The organism is Polaromonas sp. P1_F8, from assembly GCF_056405635.1.
In genome coordinates this window covers 779,386-803,836 of sequence record NZ_JBFUBS010000001.1, presented here as the reverse complement: position 1 = coordinate 803,836, position 24,451 = coordinate 779,386, and the positions used below count along the sequence as shown (strand labels likewise).

Annotated in this window: 23 protein-coding genes, 1 other RNA gene and 1 riboswitch; of the genes, 10 read left to right on the top strand and 14 right to left on the bottom strand. The window is 60.1% G+C overall.

Going from position 1 to position 24,451, the window contains the following annotated elements; all coding sequences use genetic code 11:
* Window positions 1-28: 28 nt before the first annotated feature.
* A complete protein-coding gene (gene oxc / locus AC1D1J_RS03805; RefSeq protein WP_477685528.1) occupies window positions 29-1,747 on the bottom strand; it encodes an oxalyl-CoA decarboxylase in 1,719 nt (572 codons plus the stop codon).
* Window positions 1,748-1,931: 184 nt separating this feature from the next.
* Here oxc and AC1D1J_RS03800 point away from each other — a divergent pair, with 184 nt between their 5' ends.
* Window positions 1,932-2,540 carry a Crp/Fnr family transcriptional regulator gene (locus tag AC1D1J_RS03800; RefSeq protein WP_477646571.1) on the top strand — a complete coding sequence of 203 codons (609 nt, stop codon included), beginning with the start codon at window positions 1,932-1,934 and terminating at the stop codon, window positions 2,538-2,540.
* A gap of 69 nt (window positions 2,541-2,609) precedes the next feature.
* On the opposite strand, the gene AC1D1J_RS03795 is transcribed toward AC1D1J_RS03800, so the two are convergent.
* The 3 genes from AC1D1J_RS03795 to AC1D1J_RS03785 all read right to left on the bottom strand — a co-directional run bounded on the left by AC1D1J_RS03795 (window position 2,610) and on the right by AC1D1J_RS03785 (window position 5,843).
* Window positions 2,610-4,139 (bottom strand): tripartite tricarboxylate transporter permease, encoded by a 1,530-nt coding sequence (locus AC1D1J_RS03795; RefSeq protein WP_477685529.1) that lies wholly within the window; start codon window positions 4,137-4,139, stop codon window positions 2,610-2,612.
* 48 nt (window positions 4,140-4,187) lie between these two features.
* Entirely contained in the window at window positions 4,188-4,709 is a 522-nt protein-coding gene (locus tag AC1D1J_RS03790; protein ID WP_477685530.1) for a tripartite tricarboxylate transporter TctB family protein, read from the bottom strand.
* Between the two features lie 111 nt (window positions 4,710-4,820).
* A complete protein-coding gene (locus AC1D1J_RS03785) occupies window positions 4,821-5,843 on the bottom strand; it encodes a Bug family tripartite tricarboxylate transporter substrate binding protein (protein WP_477685531.1) in 1,023 nt (340 codons plus the stop codon).
* Window positions 5,844-6,151: 308 nt separating this feature from the next.
* On the opposite strand from AC1D1J_RS03785, the gene AC1D1J_RS03780 reads away from it, so the two are divergent.
* Window positions 6,152-7,048 carry a hypothetical protein gene (locus AC1D1J_RS03780; protein WP_477685532.1) on the top strand — a complete coding sequence of 299 codons (897 nt, stop codon included), beginning with the start codon at window positions 6,152-6,154 and terminating at the stop codon, window positions 7,046-7,048.
* A 137-nt stretch (window positions 7,049-7,185) separates the two neighbouring features.
* Here AC1D1J_RS03780 and AC1D1J_RS03775 read toward each other — a convergent pair whose 3' ends face one another.
* The 6 genes from AC1D1J_RS03775 to gcl form a co-directional block, all read right to left on the bottom strand.
* Complete coding sequence (locus AC1D1J_RS03775; RefSeq protein ID WP_477685533.1) at window positions 7,186-8,196, bottom strand: 2-dehydropantoate 2-reductase; 1,011 nt, start codon at window positions 8,194-8,196, stop codon at window positions 7,186-7,188.
* Window positions 8,197-8,218: 22 nt separating this feature from the next.
* Window positions 8,219-8,986 carry a fumarylacetoacetate hydrolase family protein gene (locus AC1D1J_RS03770; protein ID WP_477685534.1) on the bottom strand — a complete coding sequence of 256 codons (768 nt, stop codon included), beginning with the start codon at window positions 8,984-8,986 and terminating at the stop codon, window positions 8,219-8,221.
* 9 nt (window positions 8,987-8,995) lie between these two features.
* On the bottom strand, window positions 8,996-9,376 hold the full coding sequence (locus AC1D1J_RS03765; RefSeq protein WP_477685535.1) for an HAD family hydrolase: 381 nt from the start codon (window positions 9,374-9,376) through the stop codon (window positions 8,996-8,998).
* 452 nt (window positions 9,377-9,828) lie between these two features.
* Window positions 9,829-10,755, bottom strand: coding sequence for a 2-hydroxy-3-oxopropionate reductase (gene glxR / locus AC1D1J_RS03760; protein ID WP_477693921.1), 927 nt, complete (start codon window positions 10,753-10,755; stop codon window positions 9,829-9,831).
* 30 nt (window positions 10,756-10,785) lie between these two features.
* Window positions 10,786-11,565, bottom strand: a complete 780-nt coding sequence (hyi, locus tag AC1D1J_RS03755; protein ID WP_477685537.1) for a hydroxypyruvate isomerase — start codon at window positions 11,563-11,565, stop codon at window positions 10,786-10,788.
* A 40-nt stretch (window positions 11,566-11,605) separates the two neighbouring features.
* On the bottom strand, window positions 11,606-13,402 hold the full coding sequence (gene gcl, locus AC1D1J_RS03750) for a glyoxylate carboligase (RefSeq protein ID WP_477685538.1): 1,797 nt from the start codon (window positions 13,400-13,402) through the stop codon (window positions 11,606-11,608).
* Between the two features lie 144 nt (window positions 13,403-13,546).
* Between gcl and AC1D1J_RS03745 the strand changes: the two genes are divergently transcribed.
* Together AC1D1J_RS03745 and AC1D1J_RS03740 are read left to right on the top strand one after the other, a co-directional pair.
* Window positions 13,547-14,455 (top strand): LysR family transcriptional regulator, encoded by a 909-nt coding sequence (locus AC1D1J_RS03745; RefSeq protein WP_477685539.1) that lies wholly within the window; start codon window positions 13,547-13,549, stop codon window positions 14,453-14,455.
* Between the two features lie 109 nt (window positions 14,456-14,564).
* A complete protein-coding gene (locus tag AC1D1J_RS03740; protein ID WP_457280492.1) occupies window positions 14,565-15,524 on the top strand; it encodes a LysR family transcriptional regulator in 960 nt (319 codons plus the stop codon).
* A gap of 11 nt (window positions 15,525-15,535) precedes the next feature.
* Here the strand turns inward: AC1D1J_RS03740 and AC1D1J_RS03735 are convergent, their stop codons facing one another.
* The 4 genes from AC1D1J_RS03735 to AC1D1J_RS03720 all read right to left on the bottom strand — a co-directional run bounded on the left by AC1D1J_RS03735 (window position 15,536) and on the right by AC1D1J_RS03720 (window position 17,246).
* Window positions 15,536-16,336, bottom strand: coding sequence for a sulfite exporter TauE/SafE family protein (locus tag AC1D1J_RS03735; protein WP_477693920.1), 801 nt, complete (start codon window positions 16,334-16,336; stop codon window positions 15,536-15,538).
* 92 nt (window positions 16,337-16,428) lie between these two features.
* Window positions 16,429-16,608, bottom strand: a non-coding RNA gene (ssrS, locus tag AC1D1J_RS03730) — 6S RNA.
* Between the two features lie 66 nt (window positions 16,609-16,674).
* On the bottom strand, window positions 16,675-17,010 hold the full coding sequence (locus tag AC1D1J_RS03725; RefSeq protein WP_457280494.1) for a cell division protein ZapA: 336 nt from the start codon (window positions 17,008-17,010) through the stop codon (window positions 16,675-16,677).
* A complete protein-coding gene (locus AC1D1J_RS03720; protein WP_457280495.1) occupies window positions 17,007-17,246 on the bottom strand; it encodes a DUF904 domain-containing protein in 240 nt (79 codons plus the stop codon). The genes AC1D1J_RS03725 and AC1D1J_RS03720 overlap by 4 nt, the downstream gene beginning before the upstream one ends.
* 46 nt (window positions 17,247-17,292) lie before the next feature.
* Window positions 17,293-17,578, top strand: a riboswitch (cobalamin riboswitch).
* Window positions 17,579-17,662: 84 nt separating this feature from the next.
* Here AC1D1J_RS03720 and AC1D1J_RS03715 point away from each other — a divergent pair.
* From AC1D1J_RS03715 to AC1D1J_RS03690, 6 genes are all read left to right on the top strand, one after another.
* The gene (locus tag AC1D1J_RS03715; RefSeq protein WP_477693919.1) at window positions 17,663-19,573 is read left to right on the top strand and encodes a TonB-dependent receptor domain-containing protein; all 1,911 of its coding nucleotides are present in this window, start codon (window positions 17,663-17,665) and stop codon (window positions 19,571-19,573) included.
* A 22-nt stretch (window positions 19,574-19,595) separates the two neighbouring features.
* On the top strand, window positions 19,596-20,936 hold the full coding sequence (locus AC1D1J_RS03710; protein WP_477685541.1) for a cobyrinate a,c-diamide synthase: 1,341 nt from the start codon (window positions 19,596-19,598) through the stop codon (window positions 20,934-20,936).
* Window positions 20,933-21,781, top strand: coding sequence for an ABC transporter substrate-binding protein (locus tag AC1D1J_RS03705; protein WP_477685542.1), 849 nt, complete (start codon window positions 20,933-20,935; stop codon window positions 21,779-21,781). The genes AC1D1J_RS03710 and AC1D1J_RS03705 overlap by 4 nt, the downstream gene beginning before the upstream one ends.
* Window positions 21,778-22,365: a bifunctional adenosylcobinamide kinase/adenosylcobinamide-phosphate guanylyltransferase gene (cobU, locus tag AC1D1J_RS03700; protein ID WP_477685543.1), complete on the top strand. Its 588-nt coding sequence runs from the start codon at window positions 21,778-21,780 to the stop codon at window positions 22,363-22,365. The genes AC1D1J_RS03705 and cobU overlap by 4 nt, the downstream gene beginning before the upstream one ends.
* A 149-nt stretch (window positions 22,366-22,514) precedes the next feature.
* Complete coding sequence (locus AC1D1J_RS03695) at window positions 22,515-23,372, top strand: ABC transporter substrate-binding protein (RefSeq protein ID WP_477685544.1); 858 nt, start codon at window positions 22,515-22,517, stop codon at window positions 23,370-23,372.
* Window positions 23,369-24,448, top strand: coding sequence for a FecCD family ABC transporter permease (locus AC1D1J_RS03690; protein ID WP_477685545.1), 1,080 nt, complete (start codon window positions 23,369-23,371; stop codon window positions 24,446-24,448). Before AC1D1J_RS03695 ends, AC1D1J_RS03690 begins: the two co-directional genes overlap by 4 nt.
* Window positions 24,449-24,451 lie beyond the last annotated feature (3 nt).

Here is a 24,451-nt window from a genome sequence, read left to right as displayed (position 1 = left end):
TTTGATTTCTCCTTGGGATGGCTTTGGATTACTTCTTTGCTGCAGCACTCTGCGGATTCAGGCTGGTGATTCGACCACTTTCGGTTCCTGCGGTTTCGTCGATGATGGCGTTGATCAGGGTCGGCTTGCCAGATTTAACGGCTTCGTCCAGCGCCTTCGCCAATTCGGCCGGCGTGTTGGCCAAAACGCCCACCCCGCCGAAAGCCTGCATCATCATCTCGTAGCGTGCGTTCTTGACGAAAACGGTGGGCGCCACATCGCCGCCGCGAGGATTCACGTCGGTGCCCTTGTAAATGCCGTTGTTGTTGAAGACGATAACGCAGACGGGGAGGTTGTAGCGGCAAATCGTCTCGACTTCCATTCCGCTGAAACCGAAGGCGCTATCGCCTTCGATCGCGATTACGGGTTTACCCGTAGTGACGGCAGCGGCAACGGCAAAGCCCATGCCGATGCCCATGATGCCCCAGGTGCCGACGTCAAGGCGTTTGCGCGGTTCGTACATGTCGATAATGCTGCGCGCGAAATCCAGCGTATTCGCGCCTTCGTTGACAACGATGGCATCGGGGCGCTCTTTAACCGCATTGCGGATGACATTCAGCGCGCTGTGGAAGTTCATCGTCGGCGGGTTCAGCGCCAGGGTTGCCGCCATCTTGGACAGATTCTTGTCCTTGCGTTCGTTGATCCCTTGAGTCCATTCGACCGGTGGTTTTGCCCACTTTGAGCCTAAACCTTCCAGCAATGCCGAGACGCACGAGCCGATGTCGCCGACCAGCGGTGCGGCGATCGGTACGTTGCTGTCCATCTCGGTCGGCGAGATGTCGATCTGGATGAACTGCCGGGTGTCGGCGTTCGGGCCGCCCCAGGTCTTGCCTTTGCCATGTGACAGCAGCCAGTTCAGGCGCGCGCCGACCAGCATCACAACATCGGCTTCCGCCAGTACGTGGGAGCGGGTGGCAGAGGCCGACTGTGTGTGCGTGTCAGGCAACAGGCCCTTGGCCATGGACATCGGCAGGTAGGGGATGCCGGTTTTTTCGATCAGGGCACGGATATCGGCATCGCACTGCGCATAGGCTGCGCCTTTGCCCAACACGATCAGTGGCCGTTTGGCACCTTTGAGCAGGTCGAGCGCGCGTTTGACCGAATCGGGCGCCGGGATCTGGCGGGGAGCGGGGTCCACAACCTTGATGAGCGACTTTTTGCCGGCTGCTGCATCCATGGTCTGCCCGAACAGTTTGGCCGGCAGGTCGAGGTAGACGCCGCCAGGGCGGCCGGACAGCGCCGACCGGATGGCGCGCGCGATGCCGACGCCAATGTCTTCGGCGTGGAGGACGCGAAATGCTGCTTTGCACAATGGCTTGGCAATTGCCAGCTGGTCCATTTCTTCGTAGTCACCCTGCTGAAGGTCCACAATCTCGCGCTCGCTCGAGCCGCTGATCAGGATCATCGGGAAGCAGTTGGTCGTTGCGTTCGCCAGTGCTGTGAGACCGTTGAGGAAACCGGGCGCCGACACCGTCAGGCAAATGCCGGGCTTTTGCGTCAGGAAGCCCGCGGCAGCTGCGGCATTACCGGCATGCTGCTCGTGGCGGAACGAAATCATGCGGATGCCCTCAGCCTGCGCCTTACGCGTCAGGTCGGTGATGGGAATACCGGGCAAGCCGAAGATCGTGTCAATGCCATTGAGCTTGAGCGCGTCGATCAGCAGGTGAAATCCATCTGTCTGCTCTCCGGATTGGGTGTCTTTTGTCATTTGAAATGTCTCTTCGTTTGACTTGGGTAAAAATTGAGCAGGCCTGGCTGTCCATCGGCATGCACGAGGGTCATTTGCATCGTCGGGTTATCATAGGAATTGATTCAGGTTTCACCCTTGACCGAGGTCAACTTTCTCTGTATTTGGACCGCACAAACGTGTCAGTTCCGCACCCTCCCAACCCATGTTGTCCATACAAAACCATCCAGATAGAAATGTCATTCGTGTTCAGCTGGCACAGAACATAGTTCTGAAGGGAATTACGACGGAGCAGAGTGCTGAACTGGAGCCGCATCTAGTGATTGTTGATGGTCAGAAGGGTGACTCGCTCCTGCATCAGGGGGTGCATGAAATGGAGCAATATTTCATCCTTGAAGGCATCCTGAAGCGGGTGGTAACCAATGAGCAGGCCAAGGAGATGATTCTTCGTTTTGCCGACGAACGAGACATGGAAACCAGCTATGCCGCATGGCGCCTCGGTACGCCCACGCCTTACAGCACCGTTTGCGTGACCAAGGTCCGGGTGGCAAAGCTGCCGCTGCAGGAGTGGGTGGCATTTCTGGAGCGTCATCACGAAATCAAGCAGTCTTTCGAGTATTACGTAATGCGCTTGATGAGCGAAATCATGGCCCATACCATTACGCTGCATCTGCTGGATGCACCGGGCCGCGTCAAGCGGTTTCAGCGCAAGCATCCCGAACTGTTTGACCGCATTCCCAAGAAAGAATTGGCGTCCTACCTGAACCTGTCAGCAGAAACCCTGAGTCGACTCAAGCAGCGCGGCAAGATCTGACAGAAAACCGAAGCGGGAATAAAAAAAGCCGGGTGATATACCCGGCTTTTTTGTTATGGGCTCGAATGTTTAGTCCACAGGCTGTTCCGCTGCAAATTCACTCTTTTTGGGCGGGCGAATTTTGGCCAGAAGGCGGGAGATCAGTGGCCACAGCAGCAAAACCAGGGCAAGTGTCGTGATGCCGCCTACCAGCGGGTTAGACCACATGATGGACATTTCGCCTTGCGACACGAGCATCGCTTGGCGGAACGAGTCTTCGGCCTTGTCTCCAAGGACCAGCGCCAGCACCAGCGGTGCGAGTGGATAGTCCAGTTTCTTGAAGAGGTAGCCGACCACGCCGAACAGCATCATGAACCAGATGTCCAACATGGCGTTGTGGACGGTGTAGGCGCCGATGGCGCAGATGACCACAATGATGGGGGCAATGATTGAGAACGGGATGCGCAGGATGGAGGCAAACAGCGGGACCGTGGTCAGCACAACGATCAGTCCTACAAGGTTGCCCAGGTACATGCTGGCAATCAGTCCCCAGACGAAGTCTTTTTGCTCAACGAACAGCAGTGGCCCGGGCTGCAGGCCCCAGATGAGCAAGCCGCCCAGCAGCACAGCTGCGGTGGGTGAACCCGGAATTCCCAGTGCCAGCATGGGCAGCAGGGCGCTGGTGCCGGCGGCATGGGCTGCGGTTTCGGGAGCAATGACACCTTCGATTTCGCCGGTGCCGAACTTCGAGCCGTTTTTCGACATTTTCTTGGCAAGGCCGTAACTCATGAATGAGGCCGGGGTTGCGCCGCCAGGGGTGATACCCATCCAGATGCCGATCAGCGAACTGCGAACCGACGTCATCCAGTACTTCGGCAGTTTTTTCCATGTCTCGAGCACGACCTTGGGGTCGATCTTGGCGCTTTTGCCGGAGAACGCCAGTCCTTCTTCCATGGACAGAAGAATCTCGCCGATGCCGAACAGGCCGATCACCGCGATCAGGAAATCGAAGCCGCGCATAAGGTCCGGGATCCCGAAGGTCAGGCGCAGCTGGCCGGTTACGGTGTCCATGCCGACGGATGCCAATGCAAAGCCGAGCGTCATGGACGCGAGGATCTTGAACGGAGAGCCTTTGCCCATGCCCACGAAACTACAGAAGGTCAGAAGGTAGACCGCAAAGAACTCAGGTGGACCGAACTTGAGTGCGAACTTGGCCACCAGGGGTGCCAGAAAGGTGATCATCACGACGGCAACAAAGGCACCGACGAAAGATGAAGTGAACGCGGCTGTCAGTGCGGCGCCCGCCTTGCCTTGTTGAGCCATCGGGTAGCCGTCAAAGGTGGTTGCTACCGACCAGGGCTCTCCCGGTATGTTGAACAGGATGGAGGTGATCGCACCACCAAAAAGCGCACCCCAATAGATGCAGGACAGCATGATGATGGCCGAAGTGGGCGACATCGTGAACGTGAGCGGCAGCAAAATGGCCACCCCGTTGGCGCCGCCCAGGCCGGGCAGCACGCCGATCAGCACGCCCAGAATGATGCCCACGAACATCAGGACGATGTTCATCGGCGTCAGGATGACGCTGAATCCGTGAAAAAGCGAGTTTAGTTCTTCCATTTCGATATCCGGTAAAAGTTCAGTGGGCTCGATGCGGGTATAGAGGACTCAGTAGCCGAGGAAGCTCAGCAAGTCGAACTGGCCTTTGAACAAGGGAACCTTGAACCAGACCTCGAACATGAAGAAAAACAGCGCAATCACAACGAAGGAGGTGATCACGCTCTTGATCGGGGAGAATTTCCCCAGGATGATCATGAACAGCGCGATGTATACAGCGGACGCCACGTAGAGGCCAAAAAACTGGACCGCCAGCACATAAACAATGGCGGGGAGCAAAACGGCAAGTACCCGCTTGAGTTGCTCGCCGTCGACAAATACCTCGGTATTCCTGTTCTTGCCGAACACGGCTTGGTAGAAGGTGCCGATGCCTGAAATACACAGGATGATGCCGATGTAAAACGGGAAGTAGCCTGAACCGGGGCCATCGGTGGTCCAGCCGGACCCCAGTGCCCAACTGCCCTGGATGACCACGCCACCCAGGATGACAATACAGGTGGCTACGATCGCTTCAACAACATAGGTCGCGACGCCCGAGCGGACTTCCGCGCCGGATTCTTGGTTTGGCTCCATGAGCAACTCCGTTGGATTGAGTGCCCTGCACCAGGGCGAATTTGATTGATTGTGGGGCTGGCGCTTGGCCAGCCCGCAGGGGAAAACCCGGCGAACGGGTTTTCTTTATCGTTACTTCGCGATGAAGCCGGCTTCCTTCATCAACTCGCGATGGCGCTGCTCTGCGCTGCCCAGCCATTTTCCGAACTCGTCGCCGGACATCGATGTCTGGTTGAACGCACCTTTTTCCATGTAGTCTTTCCACTCAGGGGTGTCGCGTACTTTCTTGAGCAGGTTGACATAGAACTCGAGCTGGTCTTTCGATACGCCAGGCGCCATGAATATGCCGCGCAGCATGGTGTAGTCGGTGGGCACACCGGATTCCTTGCACGTCGGGATGTCGGCCCATGACAGGGTGTCGGTGACTTTGGTCTTGTAGGTCATTCGTTTGTCGTCGAAGACGCACAGAGCCCGAAGCTGATTGGCGCGCCACTGGGCAACAGCCTCGATCGGGTTGTTGACGGAAGAGTCGATGTGTTTGCCAACGAGCTGCACAGCGACCTCACCGCCGCCCTTGAAGGGGACATAGATGAATTTGGTGCCTGTAGCTTGCTCAATACCGACGGTGATGATCTGGTCTTCCTGCTTGGAGCCGGTACCGCCCATCTTGATTTTGCTGGGGCCTGCGGTTTTCACGGCTGCCAGGTAGTCCTTGGCGGTCTTTGCGGGGTTTTCTGCATTGACCCACAGCACGAACTGGTCGAGCGCCATCATGGATACGGGCGTCATGTCGCGCCAGTTGAACGGAACACCGGTCGCCAGCGGCGTGGTGAAGAGGTTGGACAGCGTGATGATGATCTTGTGTGGATCACCTTTGGCGCCCTTGACTTCAAGAAAACCTTCTGCGCCTGCGCCGCCGGATTTGTTGACGACGATCAGTGGCTCTTTCATCAGCTTGTGCTTGATGACGATACCTTGCATCAGTCGGGCCATCTGATCGGCCCCGCCGCCGGTACCCGCAGGGACCACGAACTCCACTGGCTTGGTTGGCTCCCAGGCTGCATGGGCCGGGAAGGCCATAAGCGCCGCTGCTGCGATGGCGCATGTCCCTGCTGCAGTCAATTTATTCCTGATGCTCGCAAATCTGGTTTTCATCACGTTGTCTCCTGTATTGGGTAACTCTGTTTGGGCTTGGAACTTCTTTACTGATTCCCTGGCCGGAGCATATTGCACGCGTATGGTCTTACCAAGTGGACGAAAAACTCTTGACAGGGGTCAAGTTTGTGGGATTTTCGATGCCCTCTAGGGTTTCTCCCGAGCTGTTTTGCTCCATGGCGGGCGCTTGATAGCGTATCTCCCTAGGAGGAAAGTGTCACATCGCCGATACCATGAATTTCAAAAGGGCTGGCGCTTCGTTCCGTGGCGATGACTGGAACACAAAAATGTTTTGAAAGGTAATAGCCATGAAAAACTCATTGTTGCTGATGGCTTTGTTTTTTTTTGGTTTGACCGCGCAGGCGCAGCAGTGCGAGGGCGGTCTTTACCTTAATCCGCAAGTGATCCGTGGCGAGGGAGCCTCGCAAACCGAAAGTGCCCTGAAAGAACTCGTTGACTTTATCCGCCCCACGGGGCTGTCGGTCACGCCGGTGCTCAACATCCGGGAGACGCAGGATGTTTTGACAGCTGTCAAGAAACCGGCTCCACCATGCTGGGTCTATGGCAACCCCGTGGTCGGTCTTGCCTCAGGCTATAAGCCGGTGGCTGTCAACATGGACCCGATCCAGTCGGCTGTACTGATTCTGGCTGACATCGGAACGGTCAAGGACGGCAAACCGGTCGAGTTGAAGACGCTCCCTCCCGCTGATCAAGCCAAAGTGCTCGCCAAGCTCAAGACGACCAGTTGCTTTGGCATGAAAAGCGGTGTGACCACATCGCTCGTAAAAGCCGAGAATTTTTGCGGCACGGTGGTCGAAATATTGCCTCAACAAGGGCTGGGGCAAAGCTACTTGCCGACCAAAGCGGCATTTCATTGGCAAGCGGATCGGTGGGCCGGCCTGATTACCCGGCTACAGAGCGCACAGGCTGCCACCATGAAAAGCCACCACGGTACCGATGAGCGCATCCATATGGCGCAACTGGTCATTGTGCCGACCGCCAACGCGAGTTGGGGCTACGGGCTGTACGTTCACCCTAGTGCTCCAGCAGATGTGACTAAAAAAGCGGCTACTCTGTTCGACTCCCTCAAGAACGCAAACCCGCTTCTGTTAAAGGCGTTGGACCTTGGGGCCAAGTTCGATTTCGACACTCCTTCGGACGCGGCGGTTGAGGCTATGAAGAAATCGTTGGCCTTTGGACCTTGAGTTGGATCGTTTTCTGGGGCTTGCCGCAGGTCGCGGCAACAAGAAAACCGTTGTGCGCCGCAGCAATTGGATGAGGCCTGATTGGCTGGCACAGTCCTGTCGATGTCAGGCCCCAAGCCCGGCCGTTTATCGGGCAATCAGGCCGCGAGCTGAAGGCGCACCTGTCCGCGCTCTTCGTCCATGGTTTTTGCGAGCAATTTGACGAGAGCGTACACCGTGTCGATGTGCGGTGTTGGTGTTTGCGTAAGGCGTCCCAGTTCGACTACCGAACCCACCAGGGCGTCGATTTCCGGGGCTCGACCGGCTTCGATGTCCTGCAGCATGGATGTTTTGTGCTTGCCCACTTTCTCCGCGCCGGCGATGCGCTTGTCCAGCGTGACGCGGAACTCGATGCCCAGTTTGTGAGCCACTTCCTGGGCCTCGCGCATCATGCTGGCGGCCAGTTCGCGTGTCAGCGGATACTGGCAGATGTCCACCAGTGTGGAATGGGCCAGACTGCTGATGGGGTTGAAAGTGAGATTGCCCCAAAGCTTGAGCCAGATCTCCGATCGGATGTTGTCCAGAACGGGCGCCTTGAACCCCGCGTTGCCAAAACATTCTGAAATTCGCGTGACACGTTCGCTGATTGAGCCGTCAAGCTCGCCGACCGGAAAGCGGTCGCCTTCGATATGTTTCACGACACCTGGCGCCACAAGTTCAGAGGCCGGGTAGACGACACAGCCGATGACGCGCTGCGGAGGGATCATTTTTGACAGCGTACCGCTGGGATCCACGCTATGGATCTGGCCTCCTTCAAACGGGCCACCATGGTTATGGAAGTACCAGTAGGGGATGCCGTTTTGCATGGTGACAACTGTAGTGTCACGCCCAAACAGCTTGGGAAGATCGTTGGCTACAGCCTCTACCTGATGTGCCTTCATGGCCAGGATCACCAGATCCTGCGGGCCGGCTTCTGTGTAGTTGTTGGTCGCCTTGACATTTTCCGCAACGTGTTCGGTGCCATTGTGCATGATGAGCTTCATGCCCTTTTTACGAATAGCATCCAGGTTGGCGCCCCGTACGATGAAGGTCACGTCCTCACCGGCCAAAGCCAATTTCACACCCACATAACCGCCGATGGCCCCGGCCCCAATGATCGCAATCTTCACACCCGTACTCCTGGTAAAAACGTTATTCGAATCGGTTGCTGAGCCTGCCGATACCGGCAATCTCCACCTCGACCGTGCTTCCCGGTTTCATGGATCCCACGCCGATTGACGTACCGCACAGGATGATATCGCCTGCATGGAGTGTCATGTCCTGGGATATCAAGCTCACCAGCTGCTTCACTGAAAAGCGCATGTCGCTGATGGGATAGTCCTGGCGGATCTCGCCGTTGAGGATGGTTTTAACTACCAGTTTGTCCGGATCAAGACCTGTGGCCACGACGGGACCGAAGGGGCAGAAGGTATCCAGCCCCTTGGCGCGAACCCACTGGGCAAACGAGGCATCACGGTTCAGTATGTCGGCGACCGTTACGTCGTTGGCGCAGGTGTAGCCGAACACATGATCCATCGCATCGTGCTCGGGAACCTGCTTGCATGTTTTGCCGATCACGATGCCCAGTTCGCCTTCAAAAACTACTTTGCCATTGCATGGGGGCTTGAGGATGGTTCCGTTTGGATCCAGGTAGGAGTTCGGCGCCTTGATCAGGTAGAGCGGCTCGGCTGGCACAGCCAGGTTGAGTTTTTGACCCAGGGCGTGGAAGTTGTTCCACATCGCGATGACTTTGCTAGGCCGTACCGGCATCAAGAGTTCGACGCTGGCCAGGGGCAACGCTCGGTCTGTGGGTGTCGCACCGGAGAACATGTTGCCCTGGCAAACCCGGATGCTCTCTCCCTCGAGAGTTCCGAAGCCGGTTGAATTGCCTTCCCTGAAACGTAGCCAACGGTTAGACATTCCGGCCCTTCACGTGTACAGCGCACTCGGCGTGAACCGGGGTGCTGGCGTGGTGTTTTTTGGCCGGCTATTGGCTGGCGTGAGTGAATGGCTGGACCAGCCGGCATAAGGAGCCGGGTTTGCCCGGCTGGCGACCATGCTGGCATGGCAGCGGGCCTTGGCCGCTTCGATGGCCTCAACCAGGAAATCTGCTTCGTAGGCTCGCAGCAGATGCGCCTGCTCGGTTTCCAGATAGGTACGCACGGCATCCTGGCCTTGTGCCTGCAATCGGGCATAAGTGGGGGCATCCCAGTGCCAGGTCAAGCCGAGCTCTTCGAATGCGGCGTTGTAGGCGTGGCGGGTCTGATCGGTCCGGTCGGCGGCCGTGTTGTCAAGCGAGGTGTTGAGCATGGAGGTCTCCTTTGATGGGTGGATGCTCTGGGGCACTTTTCGATGCGCGATGCACCGGGCTTAAGACAACTGTAGAAAGAATGAATGATTAATGATAGTTAAAGTATTTCATATAAATGATTACCTATGAGTTATATATGAATAATGCCAGGCGCGAAGGGTTGTGGTTCACGCAGGTGGGTAAGAGTGCAGTGACTTTCCGGCGCGCCTGCGTGCGGACGCCAATCCCGAACAAGTGGGGGTGAGAAATGGAGGCTGGAGTTTTTTCGGCAGTTCCATCACGGAATGCGATCCGGCCGCACGAGACTTTTTTCTTCGGCTGGACCAATAACAGGCCCAATGCCGGCTGCATGAGCGGTGCGGAGCGACTTTGGGGACGGTTAATTCCCGGTGCAAACGGACGCAACGCAAAGACGCCGGATCCACGCTTGTGCAGCGCGTTCCGGCAACGATCACCCGACTTGCTGGCCGATCTCGAAGTTGGCCAGTTTCTCCAGTGCGCGCACCATGGCAGAGTGGTCCCAGGTTTTGCCACCGTGTGCGACGCAGGAATTGAACAGCTCCTGCGCGGTGGCCGTGTTGGGCAGCGAGACGCCGAGCAGGCGCGCGGTGGAGAGCGCCAGGTTCAAGTCCTTCTGGTGCAGTTCGATGCGAAAACCCGGATCAAACGTGCGCTTGACCATGCGTTCACCATGCACCTCCAGAATCTTCGATGACGCGAAGCCGCCCATCAAGGCCTGGCGTACACGCGCGGGGTCAGCGCCGGCGCGGGCGGCAAACAGCAGCGCCTCGGCCACAGCTTCGATGTTGAGCGCCACGATGATCTGGTTGGCCACCTTGGCGGTCTGGCCATCACCGTTGCCGCCTACCAGCGTGATGTTCTTTCCCATCAATTCAAACAGCGGCTTGATGCGGTCAAACACGGCTTGCGGGCCGCCGACCATGATGGACAGCGTCGCATTTTTTGCGCCGACTTCGCCGCCGGAAACCGGTGCGTCGAGGTAGTCACAGCCCAGTGCGTTGATTTTCTGCGCAAAGGTTTTGGTGGCTATGGGCGAGATGGAGCTCATGTCGACGACAACCTTGCGTTCACCTGCGTCTGCGGACGAACCCTTCAGACCGACGGCGATACCGCCTTCGCTGAACAGCGCAGCCTCCACGTCAGGGGTATCGGGCACCATGATGAAGATGATGTCCGCGCGCTCTGCCACGCCGCGGGCATTCACGCATTGCGTGGCGCTGCCACTGGCAATCGTGTCGGGCATCTTGCCGAGGGTATGGACAAACAGCTGGTGCCCGGCCTTGATCAGGTGGCCGGCCATGGGCGTGCCCATGATGCCGAGGCCGACGAAGCCGATTTTCAGGGTGTTGGAGGTCATGTAAACGGAGTCCTTGTGAGATGGTGCGGGTCAGCTTGTCAGGCGCTGGCGCCAGCCCAGCCCGGCATCCGTCGTGCTGGCAGGTTTGTACTCGCAACCTATCCAGCCGCCATAGCCAAGGCGGTCCAGATGCGTGAACAAAAATGCGTAGTTGATCTCGCCAGTGCCCGGCTCGTTGCGGCCGGGGTTGTCGGCCAGCTGGATGTGAGCGATGCGTGCCAGATGTTTTTGTATCGTCGCCGCCACTTCACCTTCCATGCGCTGCGCGTGGTAAATGTCGTACTGCACGAAGGCGTTGTTGGCACCGACCTCGTCCAGAATGTCCAGTGCCTGGGTCGTGCGGTTCAAATAGAAGCCCGGAATATCAAAGGTGTTGATCGGTTCGATCAGCAATTTGAGGCCGGCTTTTTTCAGTTCGCTGGCTGCGTAGCGCAGGTTATCGACAAAAGCTTTGCGCAGAACGGCGTCACCGGCCCCTGCGGGTGTTTTGCCGGCCAGGCAGTTGAGTTGACTCACACCGAGCACATGGGCATACGCGATGGCTTGGGCAACACCGGCACGGAATTCTTCCACGCGGTCGGGGTGGCAGGCAATACCGCGTTCACCGGCCTCCCAATCGCCGGCGGGCAGGTTGTGCAGGACCAGCTGTAAACCGTTGTGATTGAGCCTGGCCTTGATGTCGGCGGCGCTGAAGGCGTAGGGGAACAGAAACTCCACCGCCTTGAAGCCAGCTTTCGCAGCTGGTTCAAAGCGGTCGAGGAACGCATGCTCGGTATAAAGCATGCTGAGATTGGCGGAAAATTTAGGCATGGTTTCTCTGCTGGTGGGGGTGTTGGCCGTTGTTACGGGCTTACTCAAGCAAGCCGGCCAGCTCCAGGCCTTCACGGCCCTTGGGGTGCCGGCAGTCGATGTCTTCAAACTCGTTGACCTTGTCGATTTCCGTGCCCATGGCGATGTTGGTGACCTTTTCGAGGATGACTTCCACAACCACCGGCACCCGGTATTTGCGTGCCATCACCTGTGCTTCGACCATGGCGTCATTGATCTTTTCAGGGTCGGTCACGCGCAATGACTTGCAGCCCAGGCCTTGCACCACGGCCTGGTGGTCCACACCGTAACTGCGCAGATCACCATCGCCTTCCGGTACGTTCTGGTTCTCGAAAGCCAGCTGCACGCAGTAGTCCATCTCAAAACCTCGCTGGGCCTGGCGGATCAGGCCCAGATAACTGTTGTTGACCAGCACCTGCACATAAGGCAGGTTGAACTGCGCACCCACGGCCAGCTCTTCCATCAGGAACTGGAAGTCATAGTCGCCGGACAGCCCGACAACGGTACGTGTCGGGTCGGCTGCCACTACACCGAGGGCCGCGGGTATAGTCCAGCCCAGCGGCCCCGCCTGGCCGCAGTTGATCCACTGGCGTGGTCCGTACACATTGAGAAACTGCGCGCCGGCAATCTGGCTCAGGCCAATGGTTGTTACGTAAATGGTGTCGCGCGGAAATACCTTGTTCATTTCCTCGTAAACACGCATCGGCTTGATGGGCATCTCGGTAAAGTGGGACTTGCGGTGCATGAGCTTTTTTCGCTCAGCACAGCGGGCGGCCCAGCTGCGATAGTCAGGCAGGCTCTTGGCAGCCTTGCGTTCGCGGGCGACTTGCACCAGCAGTTCCAGTGCGGCTTTGGCGTCGCTGACAATGCCAAAGTCCGGATTGAACACCCGGCCAATCTGTGTCGGCTCGATATCGACGTGTACAAAGGTGCGGCCTTTGCAATACACCTCGGGCGAACCGGTATGGCGATTGGCCCAGCGGTTGCCGATACCGATGACGAAGTCGCTGGCCAGCATGGTGGCGTTGCCGTAGCGGTGGCTGGTTTGCAGTCCGCACATGCCGGCCATCAGGGGGTGATCGTCGGGAATGGTGCCCCAGCCCATCAGGGTGGGGATCACCGGCACACCGGTGAGCTCGGCAAACTCGATCAGCAGATCCGAAGCGTCGGCGTTGATGATGCCTCCGCCGGCAACGATCAGTGGCTTGCTGGAAGCAGCAAGCATGTCGAGCGCCTTTTCGATCTGCTTGCGGCTGGCGGCCGGCTTGTACACGGGGAGCGGCTCGTAGGTGTCAATGTCGAATTCAATTTCAGCCATCTGCACGTCAAAAGGCAGGTCGATCAACACCGGGCCGGGCCGTCCCGAGCGCATCAGGTGAAAGGCCTGCTGGAAGGAACGCGGCACCAGCGCCGGCTCACGTACAGTCACGCTCCACTTGGTGACCGGCTTGGAGATGGACTCGATGTCCACCGCCTGGAAATCCTCCTTGTACAGGCGCGCACGGGGCGCCTGCCCGGTGATGCACAAAATGGGGATGCTGTCGGCAATTGCCGAGTACAGCCCGGTGATCATGTCGGTACCGGCTGGGCCGCTGGTGCCTATGCATACCCCGATGTTTCCGGCCTTGGCGCGCGTGTAGCCTTCGGCCATGTGCGATGCGGCCTCGACGTGCCGCGCCAGGATATGCGTGATCGACTGTCGCTCACGCAGTGCGGAATAAAACGGGTTGATGGCCGCGCCGGGCACACCAAAAGCTTGTGTGATGCCTTCTTTTTCCATCACCAGAACGGCGGCCATGGCGGCCTTCATTTTTGCCATCGAAGTCTCCTAGAGGTTGCTGATCGTTGAGACGGATGGTCGCGACGTTGGTGGTTGCGGGGAAGTCCCATCCTGTGCATTACGCTTATTCCAAACTGGAATAAATGATTGCCTGGCCGATGTCGCCGTGGTCTACTTGTGGCCATGGACCGCATTCAAGCCATCCGGCTTTTCATTCGCGTGGTGGACCTCGGCTCTTTCAGCAAGGCGGCGGCCGACATGGGTATGGGCCAGCCGTCGGCCACCAAACTGGTGGTGCAACTGGAAAAGCAGTTGGGTTCACGGCTGCTCCACCGCTCGACCCGCGGCGTGACACCCACCGAGATCGGCGCGCTGTACTACGCCAAGTGCAAGCTGATTGCACACCATGTCGAAGAGGCCGAGACCGTGGCTGCGCTATTACAGTCGCAGGTCCAGGGCGGCCTGCGAATCACTACCTCCGTAGCTTTCGGACGGCGTGTGCTGGTGCCGCTGGTCATGCGTTTCATGCAGATGCACCCCAAATTGCAAATCGAGTTGAACTTCGAAGACCGTTATGTCAACCTGGTTGAGCAAGGCATTGACGTGGCGATCCGGATGGGGCCGCTCGCTGACTCGACGTTGGGGGCGCGTTACCTGGGTATCAACCCGTGGGTGGTCGTGGCCTCGCCCGAATACATCAAGAAGCGCGGTGCGCCGGCCGACCCTGCGGATCTCGTTGAGCACGATGCACTGATTTACAGCACCGTACAGGGCGATGCGCGCTGGCATTTCAACGGGGCCGAAGGCCACGCGCGTCCGGTCTCGGTCAGTGGGCCGCTGCGTTCGAACAATCTCTCGGCGTTGCTGGCGGCTGCGCGTGGCGGCATGGGCGTGGCTGCCTTGCCCAGGTATGTGGCGCATGAGTCGGTGCGCAGCGGTGCCCTGGTGCCTCTGCTGAACGGTTGGGTGCTGCCATCGCAGGAAATCCATGCTGTCTATCCTTCGCCCCAACTGGTGCCAGCCAAGGTCAACGGCTTTGTCGGTTGGCTGCAAGGCCAGTTCGGCGAGTCCTGGTGGGCGGACCAGAAATAGTCACAGGCGAAAGCCCATTCTGGTCGTCCGGCCTGCGATGAATGATTATTCATTGCTAACCCATTTGATACCATGAATTACTTATGAGTTATGGATTAAAGGGGCCGAGATGAAGAATGCGACGTTGCGCCAGCTCAAGGTGTTCGAGGCTGTGGCCCGCAACTTGAGCTTTTCGCGAGCCGCCGAAGAGCTGCACCTGACACAGCCGGCGGTGTCCATCCAGGTCAACAAACTGGAAGACCACGCAGGCCTTCCACTGTTTGAGCAGCTCGGAAAAAAAATTCATCTCACGCCAGCGGGCATTGAGATGCTTCACTCCAGCCGGATCATCATCCAGCAGTTCAAGGAGGTGGAGGAAGCCATGGCGCAGTTCAAGGGCATTTCCGGCGGCAAGCTGAACGTTGCGGTGATCAGCGCCGGCGACTATTTCTTTCCGCGCCTGCTCGTTGAGTTTGCACGGCGCCACTCGGGCGTGACGCTGGACTTCGGCGTCTGCAATCGCGAGGAACTCTTGAGCCAACTGACCGACAACCTGACGGATCTGGCCGTCATGGTGCGCCCGCCGCTGGACATGGACACAGTGAGCGAACCTTTCGCCCCGCACCCTTATGTTGTTGTGGCAGCGCCCAACCATCCGCTGGCAGCCAAGAAGCGCATTCCGCTATCGCGCCTGGCCAGCGAACCCTTTGTTGTGCGTGAAAAGGGTTCCGATACCTGGAATTCGATGGAGGAGGGTTTCGGCACGCACCTGGCTGACCTCAACATCGCGATGGAGATCAAGAGCACGGAAACCATCAAACAGGCCGTGATCGCGGGCATGGGGGTGAGTTTTCTGTCGGCGCATACCATCAGCCGCGAACTTCAGGTGGGCAGCCTGACCGTGCTCGACGTGCAGGGTTTTCCGTTGATGCTGAATTGGTATGTCGTGCACCGTCGCAACAAGCGGCTGACGCCGGTAGCGCAGGCGTTCAAGACTTTTTTGATGACCGATGGCGGGGCGTTGATCGAGCAGACAATTGGTTTTCGGCCCAAAACGGCACAGCCCCGGCGTGCTGTCACCCGCCGTTAGCACAACAAGGGTTAGCGCAGCAGGAAATAGGCTGCCAGGATATACAGCACGACCGCGAAGACTTTCTTCAGCGGCTGGATGTCCATGCGGTGCGCCGTGCGTGCGCCCAGGGGCGCTGTACAAATGCTGGCCACCGAGATGATGACCAGCCCTGGCAGGTACAGAAAGCCGATGGAGCCGGGCGGCATTTGCGGGAGATTCTGGCCGGCCCAGATGTAGCCCAGGGTGCCGGCCAGTGCAATCGGAAAACCAAGCGCTGCCGAGGTTCCCACGGCGTCATGGATTTTCACGTTGCACCAGGTCATGAAGGGCACCGAAACGAAGGCGCCGCCTGCGCCCACCAGCGAAGACAGCATGCCGATGACACCACCCATGCCAAAGGTGCCCAGGCGGCCGGGCAGGGTGCGGCTGGGTTTGGGTTTACGGCCCAGAAACATCTGGGTGGCTGAAAACGCCACAAAAATGGCAAACAGGATGCTGAGGATTTTTCCCGGCAAGGCCACTGCCAGTTGGGCACCAATCAATGACCCCAGCAAAATGCCGGGCGCCAGCAGCCGAACGATGGGCCATAGCACGGCCCCGCGCCGGTGGTGCGCACGCACTGATGACAACGAGGTGAAGCAGATGGTGGCCAGCGAGGTGGCGACCGCCATTTTCACGGTGTATTCCTGCGGGTAGCCCTTTGCCGTGAGGATGAAGGTGATGAACGGCACCATCAGCATCCCGCCGCCGATGCCCAGCAGGCCTGCGAGAAAACCGGTGCACAGACCCAACAAGAGAAGTTCGGCAATAAGTTGGGGTTCGAGAGACATCAGATCTGCTGTGGCACGGCGGGCTGGGCCCGCAACCGGCTATTGTTTTTGTTCGCGGCCTGGATTCCGTTCGGATCCGGGACAAGAAAAGAAAGGTGTCTGCGAGTGCCACTGGACCGTCATCCTGAACCGGGGTTCAGGTGGGCGAGGGCAGTCAGGTTTCGGGTTCGTCTGACGCGAGACGATCACACCTGCCGGACAATTTACCAAGCCCGTGCTCGAAGAGCATTGGTTCAAGGAAATATAAAGCCCAATGCGCATCGCAGACATGTTCATTGTAGGCCTTTGCGGCCCTCGCGCGCGAAGTAGGGAGTGATTTACCGCAGGGGTGCGCGGGCTTAAAGCAGGCGGCCGTCAACACCCAGGGCCGTGTCAAGCCGCTGTAGCAAGGCTGTGAGTTGCGGATGCGTTGTTTCGCCAGCACTGGCGGTTGTTTCCGCTGTTGTCGCGGCGGGTGTGGGCGTGGCGTTTGGCGTGCGCTCGGGGAGCTCAAAGGCGAGATTGAGCGCCGCCAGAACGGCAATGCGGTCACGTGCCTTGATTTTCCCGGCATCGCGAATCCTGCACATGGCCATGTCAACACGGTTCACGGCGTCCAGCATTCGGGCGTCGCCATTTTCGGGGCAGCCCAGCAAATAGCTTTGGCCCATGATCTGCACTTCGAGCTGTTTCATGACTCGGTTCCCACGGTGTTTTTGGCGGCATGCCCGTTGGTTTCGGGCAGGCGCTCCAGCAGTGCATCCACACGGGCGCGTGCCGCGCCGAGCCGCGATTTGAGGGAGTCGCGTTCGTGCGTCAGAACGCCGACCTGCTCCACCAGGAGCTCGTTGGTACGCTGCAGCTCCTCATAGCGCAGCAGGAGCCGCTCAACGCGTTCGACGATCTGGTCGATTTGGGTTTGGTTCGACATGGCAGCTCCGATTGTAGGGTTTGCGGCCGGACATGGGGAAGGCCCGCGTAGAATCTGCCCTGTTGGTGCCCGCAGTGTGGTTCGCACGCTGCAGTTCAACGGGAAGCAGGAGGGGGTCAAAGCCATGCATCAGGTCAACCTGATTCGCTGGCGCCGAGACCTTTAACCTGCGCTGCCCCCGCAACGGTAATACGGACGAATGGGCTCCTGACGCCAAGTCAGAAGCCCATTCAGCTTTCATCACTAGCCACTGAGCGTTTTGAACACACGCTTGGGAAGGCGATGGAGGCAGTTCCGTCAGCCCGGATACCGGCCAACAAGGTGAACGCGCACGTCCATGAACTGGCATGAGCGTTTGTAACGCTCATGCACTGGCGGGGAAGCCAGTGAGGGTATTTTGTTGATTGTCTGATTCCATGAAAACCTGTGTTTTCCACACACGCCTTGCCGTGCTTCCGCTGGCTGTGGCCGCTGCCTTTCCCGCCTTGTCCCAGACTGCCCCGGCGGCCCGGGCCGGCGCGACGCCACAACTCAAGGAAATGGTGGTAACCGCTACGCGCAGCGCCCAACCCATCGGCGATGTCATTGCTGATGTCACGGTCATTGACCGTGAAACCATAGAGCGCGCCGGCCCGGTGGGGCTGGCTGACGTTCTGGTTCGCGTGCCGGGCATACAGATCACCCGTAACGGCGGTATCGGCAGCAATACAAGCGTTTTTGTGCGTGGCGGTGAAACCCGCCACACCCCGGTTTTTGTAGACGGCGTGAGGATGGAGTCGCAGACGACGGCTGGAGCCGCCTCCTGGAACAACATCCCCCTCTCGCAGATTGATCGCATTGAGATCGTGCGCGGCCCCAGCAGCGCAGTCTATGGCTCCGATGCCGTGGCCGGCGTGATCCAGATATTCACCAAGCGCAGCCAAGGTCCTTTTTCGCCTTCCGTGACGGTCGGTTACGGTTCCTACAATACCAGCCGGGTCGAGCTCGCCGCCAGCGGTTCAGCGGGCGGCTTTGACTATTCTCTGGGCTTGACGCAGGGACAAAGCGATGGCTTCAATGCCCGGACCATCCCGGCTCAAAACCCCGATGCCGACGGCTACAAAAGCCAGAGCGCCAATGCCAAGCTGGGTTTGCAGATCAACCCTGACCACCGCATTGAAGCCAATGTGTTGCAGAGCCATATGGATGCGCAGTACGACGGCGGCCTTACCCGCGATTTCCGCCGTATCAGCGACCTGCAGACCCTGGGCCTGCAGTGGGAAGCCAAATGGTCTGGCCAATACAGCACCAAGCTGGCGATCACGCAAGGTACCGACTCAGGTGAAGAAGGCCTGAACGGCTCGACCCCGCAGATTTCTTACGACAAGAGCACCATCAGCACGCTGCTGTTCCAGAACGAATACCGCATTGGCGCGCATCTCCTGAGCGCCACACTGGAAAGCCGTCGCGATGTGTTCCGCCTGGTCGGATCCTCGGCCGTGCCGGCTGGCATGAGCACCCTCAACGGGAACCGTTCGCTGGATGGCGTGAGCCTGGGCTACGGCTGGAGCGGCGGTGCGCACACGGTGCAGTTCAACGCCCGCCATGACACGGACAGCGAATTCGGCGGCAAAACCACCGGCTCCGCCGCCTACGCCTTGGCGCTCACACCGCAGTGGAAAGTGTCCGCATCCGCCGGCACCTCCTTTCGGGTCCCCACGCTGTACCAGCGCTTCAGCATTTACGGCACCTCGACCTTGAAGCCCGAATCCGGCCGCAGTGTGGAAATGGCGCTTAAGTACAGCCAGGGGACTGCCCAGTATGGTGTCACCGCTTATCGCAACCGCCTGACCAACCTGCTGAGCTATGTCACGGGTAACGGCCCCTGCCTCAACGGCGGCCCGCCAACAGTGCTGAGCAATCGTGGCTGCTATGCCAACACGGCGCAGGCCCAGTACACGGGGCTGACGTTCACGGCTGCAGAGGCGCTGGGCAATGTTCACGTCCACGGCTCGCTGGATTTGCAGAATCCCAAGAACCTGGTCACCAACCGAACCCTGCAGCGCCGCTCCCGCCAATACGGCACGCTGGGCGCCGAGATGCCAGTGGGCAGCTGGCAACTGGCGACCGACCTGGTGATGGCCTCGCACACCTTCGACAGCGACACCAGCAACGTGGTGCTGCCAGGCTACTCGCTCGTGAACCTGAGCGCCACGACGGCGCTGTCGCGCGACTGGAAACTGGTCGCCAAGCTGGACAATGTGACCGACAAGGCCTACCAGACTGCCGGCACTTACGCCAATGGCCGGCGCTCTGTGTACGTCGGCCTGACCTGGGCGCCCCAGTAAGTAAGCCTCATCCACACCAGCCATGCAAACCTCCGTCCGTTGCCCTGCAATTCTCATCGCCGCCCCGGCTTCCGGCCAGGGCAAGACGACGGTGACCTGCGCGCTGGCGCGCCTGCATGCGCGGCAGGGCCGCCGGGTGCGGGTTTTCAAGTGCGGGCCGGATTTTCTGGACCCGTGCTGGCACGCTCTGGCCAGCGGCACGCCGGTGTACCAGATGGATCTGTGGATGACGGGCGAGGACGATTGCCGCGCGCGCCTGCATGCGGCGGCGCAGGAGGCCGACCTGATCATTGTCGAAGGGGTGATGGGCCTGTTTGACGGTGAGCCCAGCGCGGCCGACCTCGCACAGCGCTTTGGCTTGCCGGTGCTGGCGGTGGTGGATGCATCGGGCATGGTGGCAACCTTCGGCGCGCTGGCCTTTGGCTTGCAGCACTATCGTCCCGATATGCCCTGGGCCGGCGTGCTGGCCAATCGCGTGGCCAATGCGCGCCATGCGGGCATGCTGCAGGCCAGCGTGGCGCCGGAACAATGGTTGGGGGCAGTGCTGCGCAATGCCGCGATGAGCCTGCCCAAGCGCCACCTGGGCCTGACCGTGGCCACCGAAGTGGCAGATGCCATGGAGCGGCTGGACGCCGCAGCCGATACGCTGGCCACCACGCCGCTGGGTCAGATGACCCTGGACGACTTGCAGCGCTGGGCGGTGGACTTCGCGGCACCGGAAGCCTCTGCGCCCATTGCTCCCATGCTGAAAGGCAAAACCATCGCTGTTGCGCGCGACGCCGCCTTCTGCTTTATCTACGCCGCCAACCTCGACACCCTGCACTCGCTGGGTGCCGACGTGGTGTTTTTCTCGCCGTTGTCTGGCGCGGCGCTGCCTGCGTGCGACGCGCTGTGGATTCCCGGTGGCTACCCTGAGCTGCACGCAGAGGCGATTGCCGCTAACACCCCCATGCGGGAAAGTCTGGTCGAGCACATTGCCGCAGGCAAACCTGTGTGGGCTGAGTGCGGCGGCATGATGGCGCTGTTTGAGACGCTGGTCACGCTGGATGGCGAGCGCCATGTGCAATGGGGCGTGCTGCCTGGTGAGGTGACCATGCAAAAGCTGCTGGCCGGCCTGGGCCCGCAGCAGCTGCCGCTGGCCAGCGGCACCTTGCGCGGCCACACCTTCCATTACTCGACCACGGCCACGCCCCTGCAGGCGACGGCCCGAACATCGCGCCCAGGTACCGAACCTTCAAACGACGCGGGTGAGGCCGTGTGGCAGCAGGGTGCGGTGCGCGCCAGTTACTTTCACGCCTGGTTTCCATCCTGCCCCGAAGCGGTGGCGGAGCTATTCACCGCACCTGTGGAGGCGGTTACATGACGGACTTGCTGCACTACCAGCCCGGCCCGCAGCGCATCGTCTGCCTGACCGAGGAAACCACCGAATGGCTTTACCTGCTGGGCCAGCAGCAGCGCATTGTGGGCATCTCGGGCTACACCGTGCGGCCCAGGCGCGCGCGAGACGAGAAGCCGCGCGTCAGCGCCTTCCTGAGCGCCAAGATCGACAAGATCATGGAACTGCAGCCCGACTGCGTGCTGGGCTTTTCGGACCTGCAGGCCGACATTGCATCGGACCTGGTCAAGCGCGGCGTGCAGGTCACCATCTTCAACCAGCGCAGCGTGGCCGAGATTTTCTCCATGCTGTTTCAGTTGGCTGCCATGGTGGGCGAGGCAGAGCAGGGCGCGCAGCGCATTGCGCAGATGCAGGCCGATCTGCGTGCCATGCAAGTGGCCGTCGCAGCCAGGGTGGCCAACGGTGCGCGCCGCCCCAAGGTGTATTTTGAAGAATGGGACAGCCCACACATCAGCGCGATCCGCTGGGTGTCCGAGCTGATCGGCATTGCGGGAGGTGACGATTGCTTTCCTGAGCTCGCCGCCGAATCGCTGGGCAAGAATCGCATCATTGCCGACGGTACTGAGATCGTGCACCGTAACCCGGACATCATTCTGGGCTCCTGGTGCGGCAAGAAATTCCGGCCTGAGAACGTGGTGGCGCGCGAGGGCTGGAGTGCGGTGAATGCGGTGCGTCACAACCAGCTGTTTGAAATCAAGTCGCCCGACATCCTGCAGCCCGGCCCCGCTGCGCTGACCGACGGCGTGGCTCGGATGCACCAGATCATTTTGCGATGGATGGACGCTGACCAAGCCGGAGCGTACCAATCATGAACGCGATGACGATTGCCAAAAGCGAATTGATTTTGGGTGGCCAGAAAAGTGGCAAGTCACGCCGTGCCGAACTGCTGGCGCGGCAATGGTTGTTGCAGTCGACAGAAAACCGCGCTGTGTTGATCGCCACGGCCCAACCCTGGGACGACGAAATGCGCGAACGCATTACCCGCCATCAACAGGACCGTGCCGCACGCGTGCCTGGCATGGCCACGGTCGAAGAGCCGCTGCAACTGGCGCAGGCCCTCGCGCAGCACAGCCGCATGCACACGCTGGTCGTTGTCGATTGCCTGACCCTCTGGCTGACGAATTTATTGATGCCGGCGGAAAGTCTTAAGGAAAAAGAGCCCGCAGCGCAGGAGGGACGGGCGCAAGTAGCTATGCTTTTAGGAGCAATACAGGCTGCCGAGGGGCCGGTCGTGCTGGTCGGTAACGAGATCGGGCTGGGGGTGATACCGCTGGGCCGCGAGACGCGCGCGTTTGTAGATGCGCTAGGGCGCCTGAACCAGGATGTGGCCGTCACCTGTCAACGGGTGACGTTGATGGCGGCGGGCCTGCCATTGACTTTGAAAGATACGGCATGAGGGTACAACTATTCAGCCGTTTTCATGGGCTCCTCCCGCGGCGAGGGCGCGGGGCGGCAGAGCGTTCTGCTCCGTGTCCCCCGCCCGCTTTGCGGGCTCCTCCTTTACCTGCGCAGAACCCTCTACCGCCCCGCGTCTTGGCGGCTTTAATGCTTGCGTTCGCTTTTACGCTGACCAGTGCCGCCCACGCGCTGCAGGTCACCGACGACCGCGGCGTCACTGTCACGCTGCCAGCAGCACCCCAGCGCATCGTCAGTCTGCTGCCCTCGTTAACCGAAACCGTATGCGAACTCGGCCAGTGCCAGCGTCTGGTCGGTGTGGACCGCTATTCCAACTTCCCGGCCAGCGTGCAGAAGCTGCCACAGGTGGGTGGTGGCTTGGACCCAAATATCGAAATGATCGTTGCCCTCAAGCCCGACGTGGTGCTGATGGCCACTTCGTCCCGCGCGGGCGAACGGCTGCAGGCGCTGGGCATCAAGGTGGTGGCCCTGGAGCCCAAGCGCCATGCCGATGTGCAGCGTGTGATACTCAAGCTCGGCCAGTTGCTGGAGGTGCGTGATGCCGCACGCATCTGGCGCGCGATTGATGCGGGTGTCTCTGCCGCAGCCCAGTCGCTGCCGGTCAGCGTGCGCAATGTGAAGGTCTACTTTGAAGTGAACCAGGGCCCGTATGCGGCCGGCGAGTCGTCCTTCATTGGCGAAACGCTCACGCGCCTCGGTGCCCAGAACATCGTACCCGCCAAGCTGGGCCCGTTTCCCAAGCTCAACCCCGAATACATCGTTCGCGCCAATCCTGACCTGATCATGATCGGCCAGCGCAGCGCCGGCGGTTTGACGGCCCGGCCCGGCTGGCAAAGCATCCGCGCACTGCGCGAGCAGCGGGTCTGCATCTTCCCACCCGACGAGGCCGACATGCTGGTGCGTCCCGGCCCGCGCATGGCTGAAGGTGCGCGCCTGATGGCCCAATGTCTGCTGAAAAATGCGCCCGCCCCGGGAGCCAAACCATGATGCAAACCCGCGTTTTCTGGCTGGTCTGGGCCGGTGTGCTGGGAGCATTGGCTTTGGTGGCGTTGGGTATCTGTGTCGGCAGCGCCGGACTGGAGAACCTGATTCGTCCGCTGCTCAACCCCGCACAGGACCCGCAGCAAACCGCCATGGCACAGCAAATCATCTGGCAGATCCGCCTGCCGCGCACCTTGGGCGCCTGGGCCGCCGGCGCCTTGCTGGGCCTGGCCGGTGCCGTAGCCCAGGGCCTGTTTCGCAACCCCCTGGCTGACCCGTATTTGCTGGGCAGCGCCTCGGGTGCCTCGCTGGGCGTGGCGCTGGCATTGGCCGCTTTGGGTGGGGGCGCCGGCATGTTGGGCGGCAGCATGATGAGCGGCGGTATGGCCGTCAGTGTGTTCTCCAGCAGCTTGTGGGTGCGTCTGGGGTTGACCGGTGCGGCGTTTCTGGGCGCCGTGTTTGCGGTGATGCTCACGCTGGTGCTGTCGCGCGGTGTGGGCCACACGCTGCGCCTGCTGCTGGCCGGTGTGGTGGTGGGCGTTGTGCTGGGTGCCATGACGCACCTGGTGCTGCTGTTCTCGCCCGAATCGTTGCAGGCCATGCAGGCCTTCATGCTGGGCTCGACCGCCTTTGTCGGTTGGACCTCGTGCGTGCTCATGGCCAGTGTCTGGGGCGTGTGTGTGCTGGCGGCGTGGCTGTTGGCGCGCGTCCTTGATGGTTTGAGTTTGGGTGACGCTACGGCGATCAGCCTGGGCCTGCCGGTGGCGCCTATGCGAGCGGCGCTGGTGGCGGTACTGGCGCTGGCTACGGGCACCGCGGTGGCTCAAACCGGGTTGATCGCTTTTGTAGGCCTGGCCGCACCGCACCTGGTGCGCTCGGTGGTCAAGACCACGCACGCGCACCTGATGCTGCTCTCCAGCCTTATGGGCGGCGTGTTGCTGATGGCGGCCGACACGTTGGCACGCTGGCTGATCGCGCCGCAGGAGCTGCCCGTGGGCATGCTCACCGCGGTGCTGGGCGGCGGCTATTTGTTGTGGCTGATGCACCGTAGCAGCAGTCTGGGTGGAGGGCGTGCGGTATGAGTG

Coding starts and splice junctions, on each gene's coding strand:
- oxc (WP_477685528.1), bottom strand. CDS start 1,747: ATGACAAAAGACACCCAATCCGGAGAGCAGACAGATGGATTTCACCTG.
- AC1D1J_RS03800 (WP_477646571.1), top strand. CDS start 1,932: ATGTTGTCCATACAAAACCATCCAGATAGAAATGTCATTCGTGTTCAG.
- AC1D1J_RS03795 (WP_477685529.1), bottom strand. CDS start 4,139: ATGGAAGAACTAAACTCGCTTTTTCACGGATTCAGCGTCATCCTGACG.
- AC1D1J_RS03790 (WP_477685530.1), bottom strand. CDS start 4,709: ATGGAGCCAAACCAAGAATCCGGCGCGGAAGTCCGCTCGGGCGTCGCG.
- AC1D1J_RS03785 (WP_477685531.1), bottom strand. CDS start 5,843: ATGAAAACCAGATTTGCGAGCATCAGGAATAAATTGACTGCAGCAGGG.
- AC1D1J_RS03780 (WP_477685532.1), top strand. CDS start 6,152: ATGAAAAACTCATTGTTGCTGATGGCTTTGTTTTTTTTTGGTTTGACC.
- AC1D1J_RS03770 (WP_477685534.1), bottom strand. CDS start 8,986: ATGTCTAACCGTTGGCTACGTTTCAGGGAAGGCAATTCAACCGGCTTC.
- AC1D1J_RS03765 (WP_477685535.1), bottom strand. CDS start 9,376: ATGCTCAACACCTCGCTTGACAACACGGCCGCCGACCGGACCGATCAG.
- glxR (WP_477693921.1), bottom strand. CDS start 10,755: ATGACCTCCAACACCCTGAAAATCGGCTTCGTCGGCCTCGGCATCATG.
- hyi (WP_477685537.1), bottom strand. CDS start 11,565: ATGCCTAAATTTTCCGCCAATCTCAGCATGCTTTATACCGAGCATGCG.
- gcl (WP_477685538.1), bottom strand. CDS start 13,402: ATGGCAAAAATGAAGGCCGCCATGGCCGCCGTTCTGGTGATGGAAAAA.
- AC1D1J_RS03745 (WP_477685539.1), top strand. CDS start 13,547: ATGGACCGCATTCAAGCCATCCGGCTTTTCATTCGCGTGGTGGACCTC.
- AC1D1J_RS03740 (WP_457280492.1), top strand. CDS start 14,565: ATGAAGAATGCGACGTTGCGCCAGCTCAAGGTGTTCGAGGCTGTGGCC.
- AC1D1J_RS03735 (WP_477693920.1), bottom strand. CDS start 16,336: ATGTCTCTCGAACCCCAACTTATTGCCGAACTTCTCTTGTTGGGTCTG.
- AC1D1J_RS03725 (WP_457280494.1), bottom strand. CDS start 17,010: ATGAAACAGCTCGAAGTGCAGATCATGGGCCAAAGCTATTTGCTGGGC.
- AC1D1J_RS03720 (WP_457280495.1), bottom strand. CDS start 17,246: ATGTCGAACCAAACCCAAATCGACCAGATCGTCGAACGCGTTGAGCGG.
- AC1D1J_RS03715 (WP_477693919.1), top strand. CDS start 17,663: ATGAAAACCTGTGTTTTCCACACACGCCTTGCCGTGCTTCCGCTGGCT.
- AC1D1J_RS03710 (WP_477685541.1), top strand. CDS start 19,596: ATGCAAACCTCCGTCCGTTGCCCTGCAATTCTCATCGCCGCCCCGGCT.
- AC1D1J_RS03705 (WP_477685542.1), top strand. CDS start 20,933: ATGACGGACTTGCTGCACTACCAGCCCGGCCCGCAGCGCATCGTCTGC.
- cobU (WP_477685543.1), top strand. CDS start 21,778: ATGAACGCGATGACGATTGCCAAAAGCGAATTGATTTTGGGTGGCCAG.
- AC1D1J_RS03695 (WP_477685544.1), top strand. CDS start 22,515: ATGCTTGCGTTCGCTTTTACGCTGACCAGTGCCGCCCACGCGCTGCAG.
- AC1D1J_RS03690 (WP_477685545.1), top strand. CDS start 23,369: ATGATGCAAACCCGCGTTTTCTGGCTGGTCTGGGCCGGTGTGCTGGGA.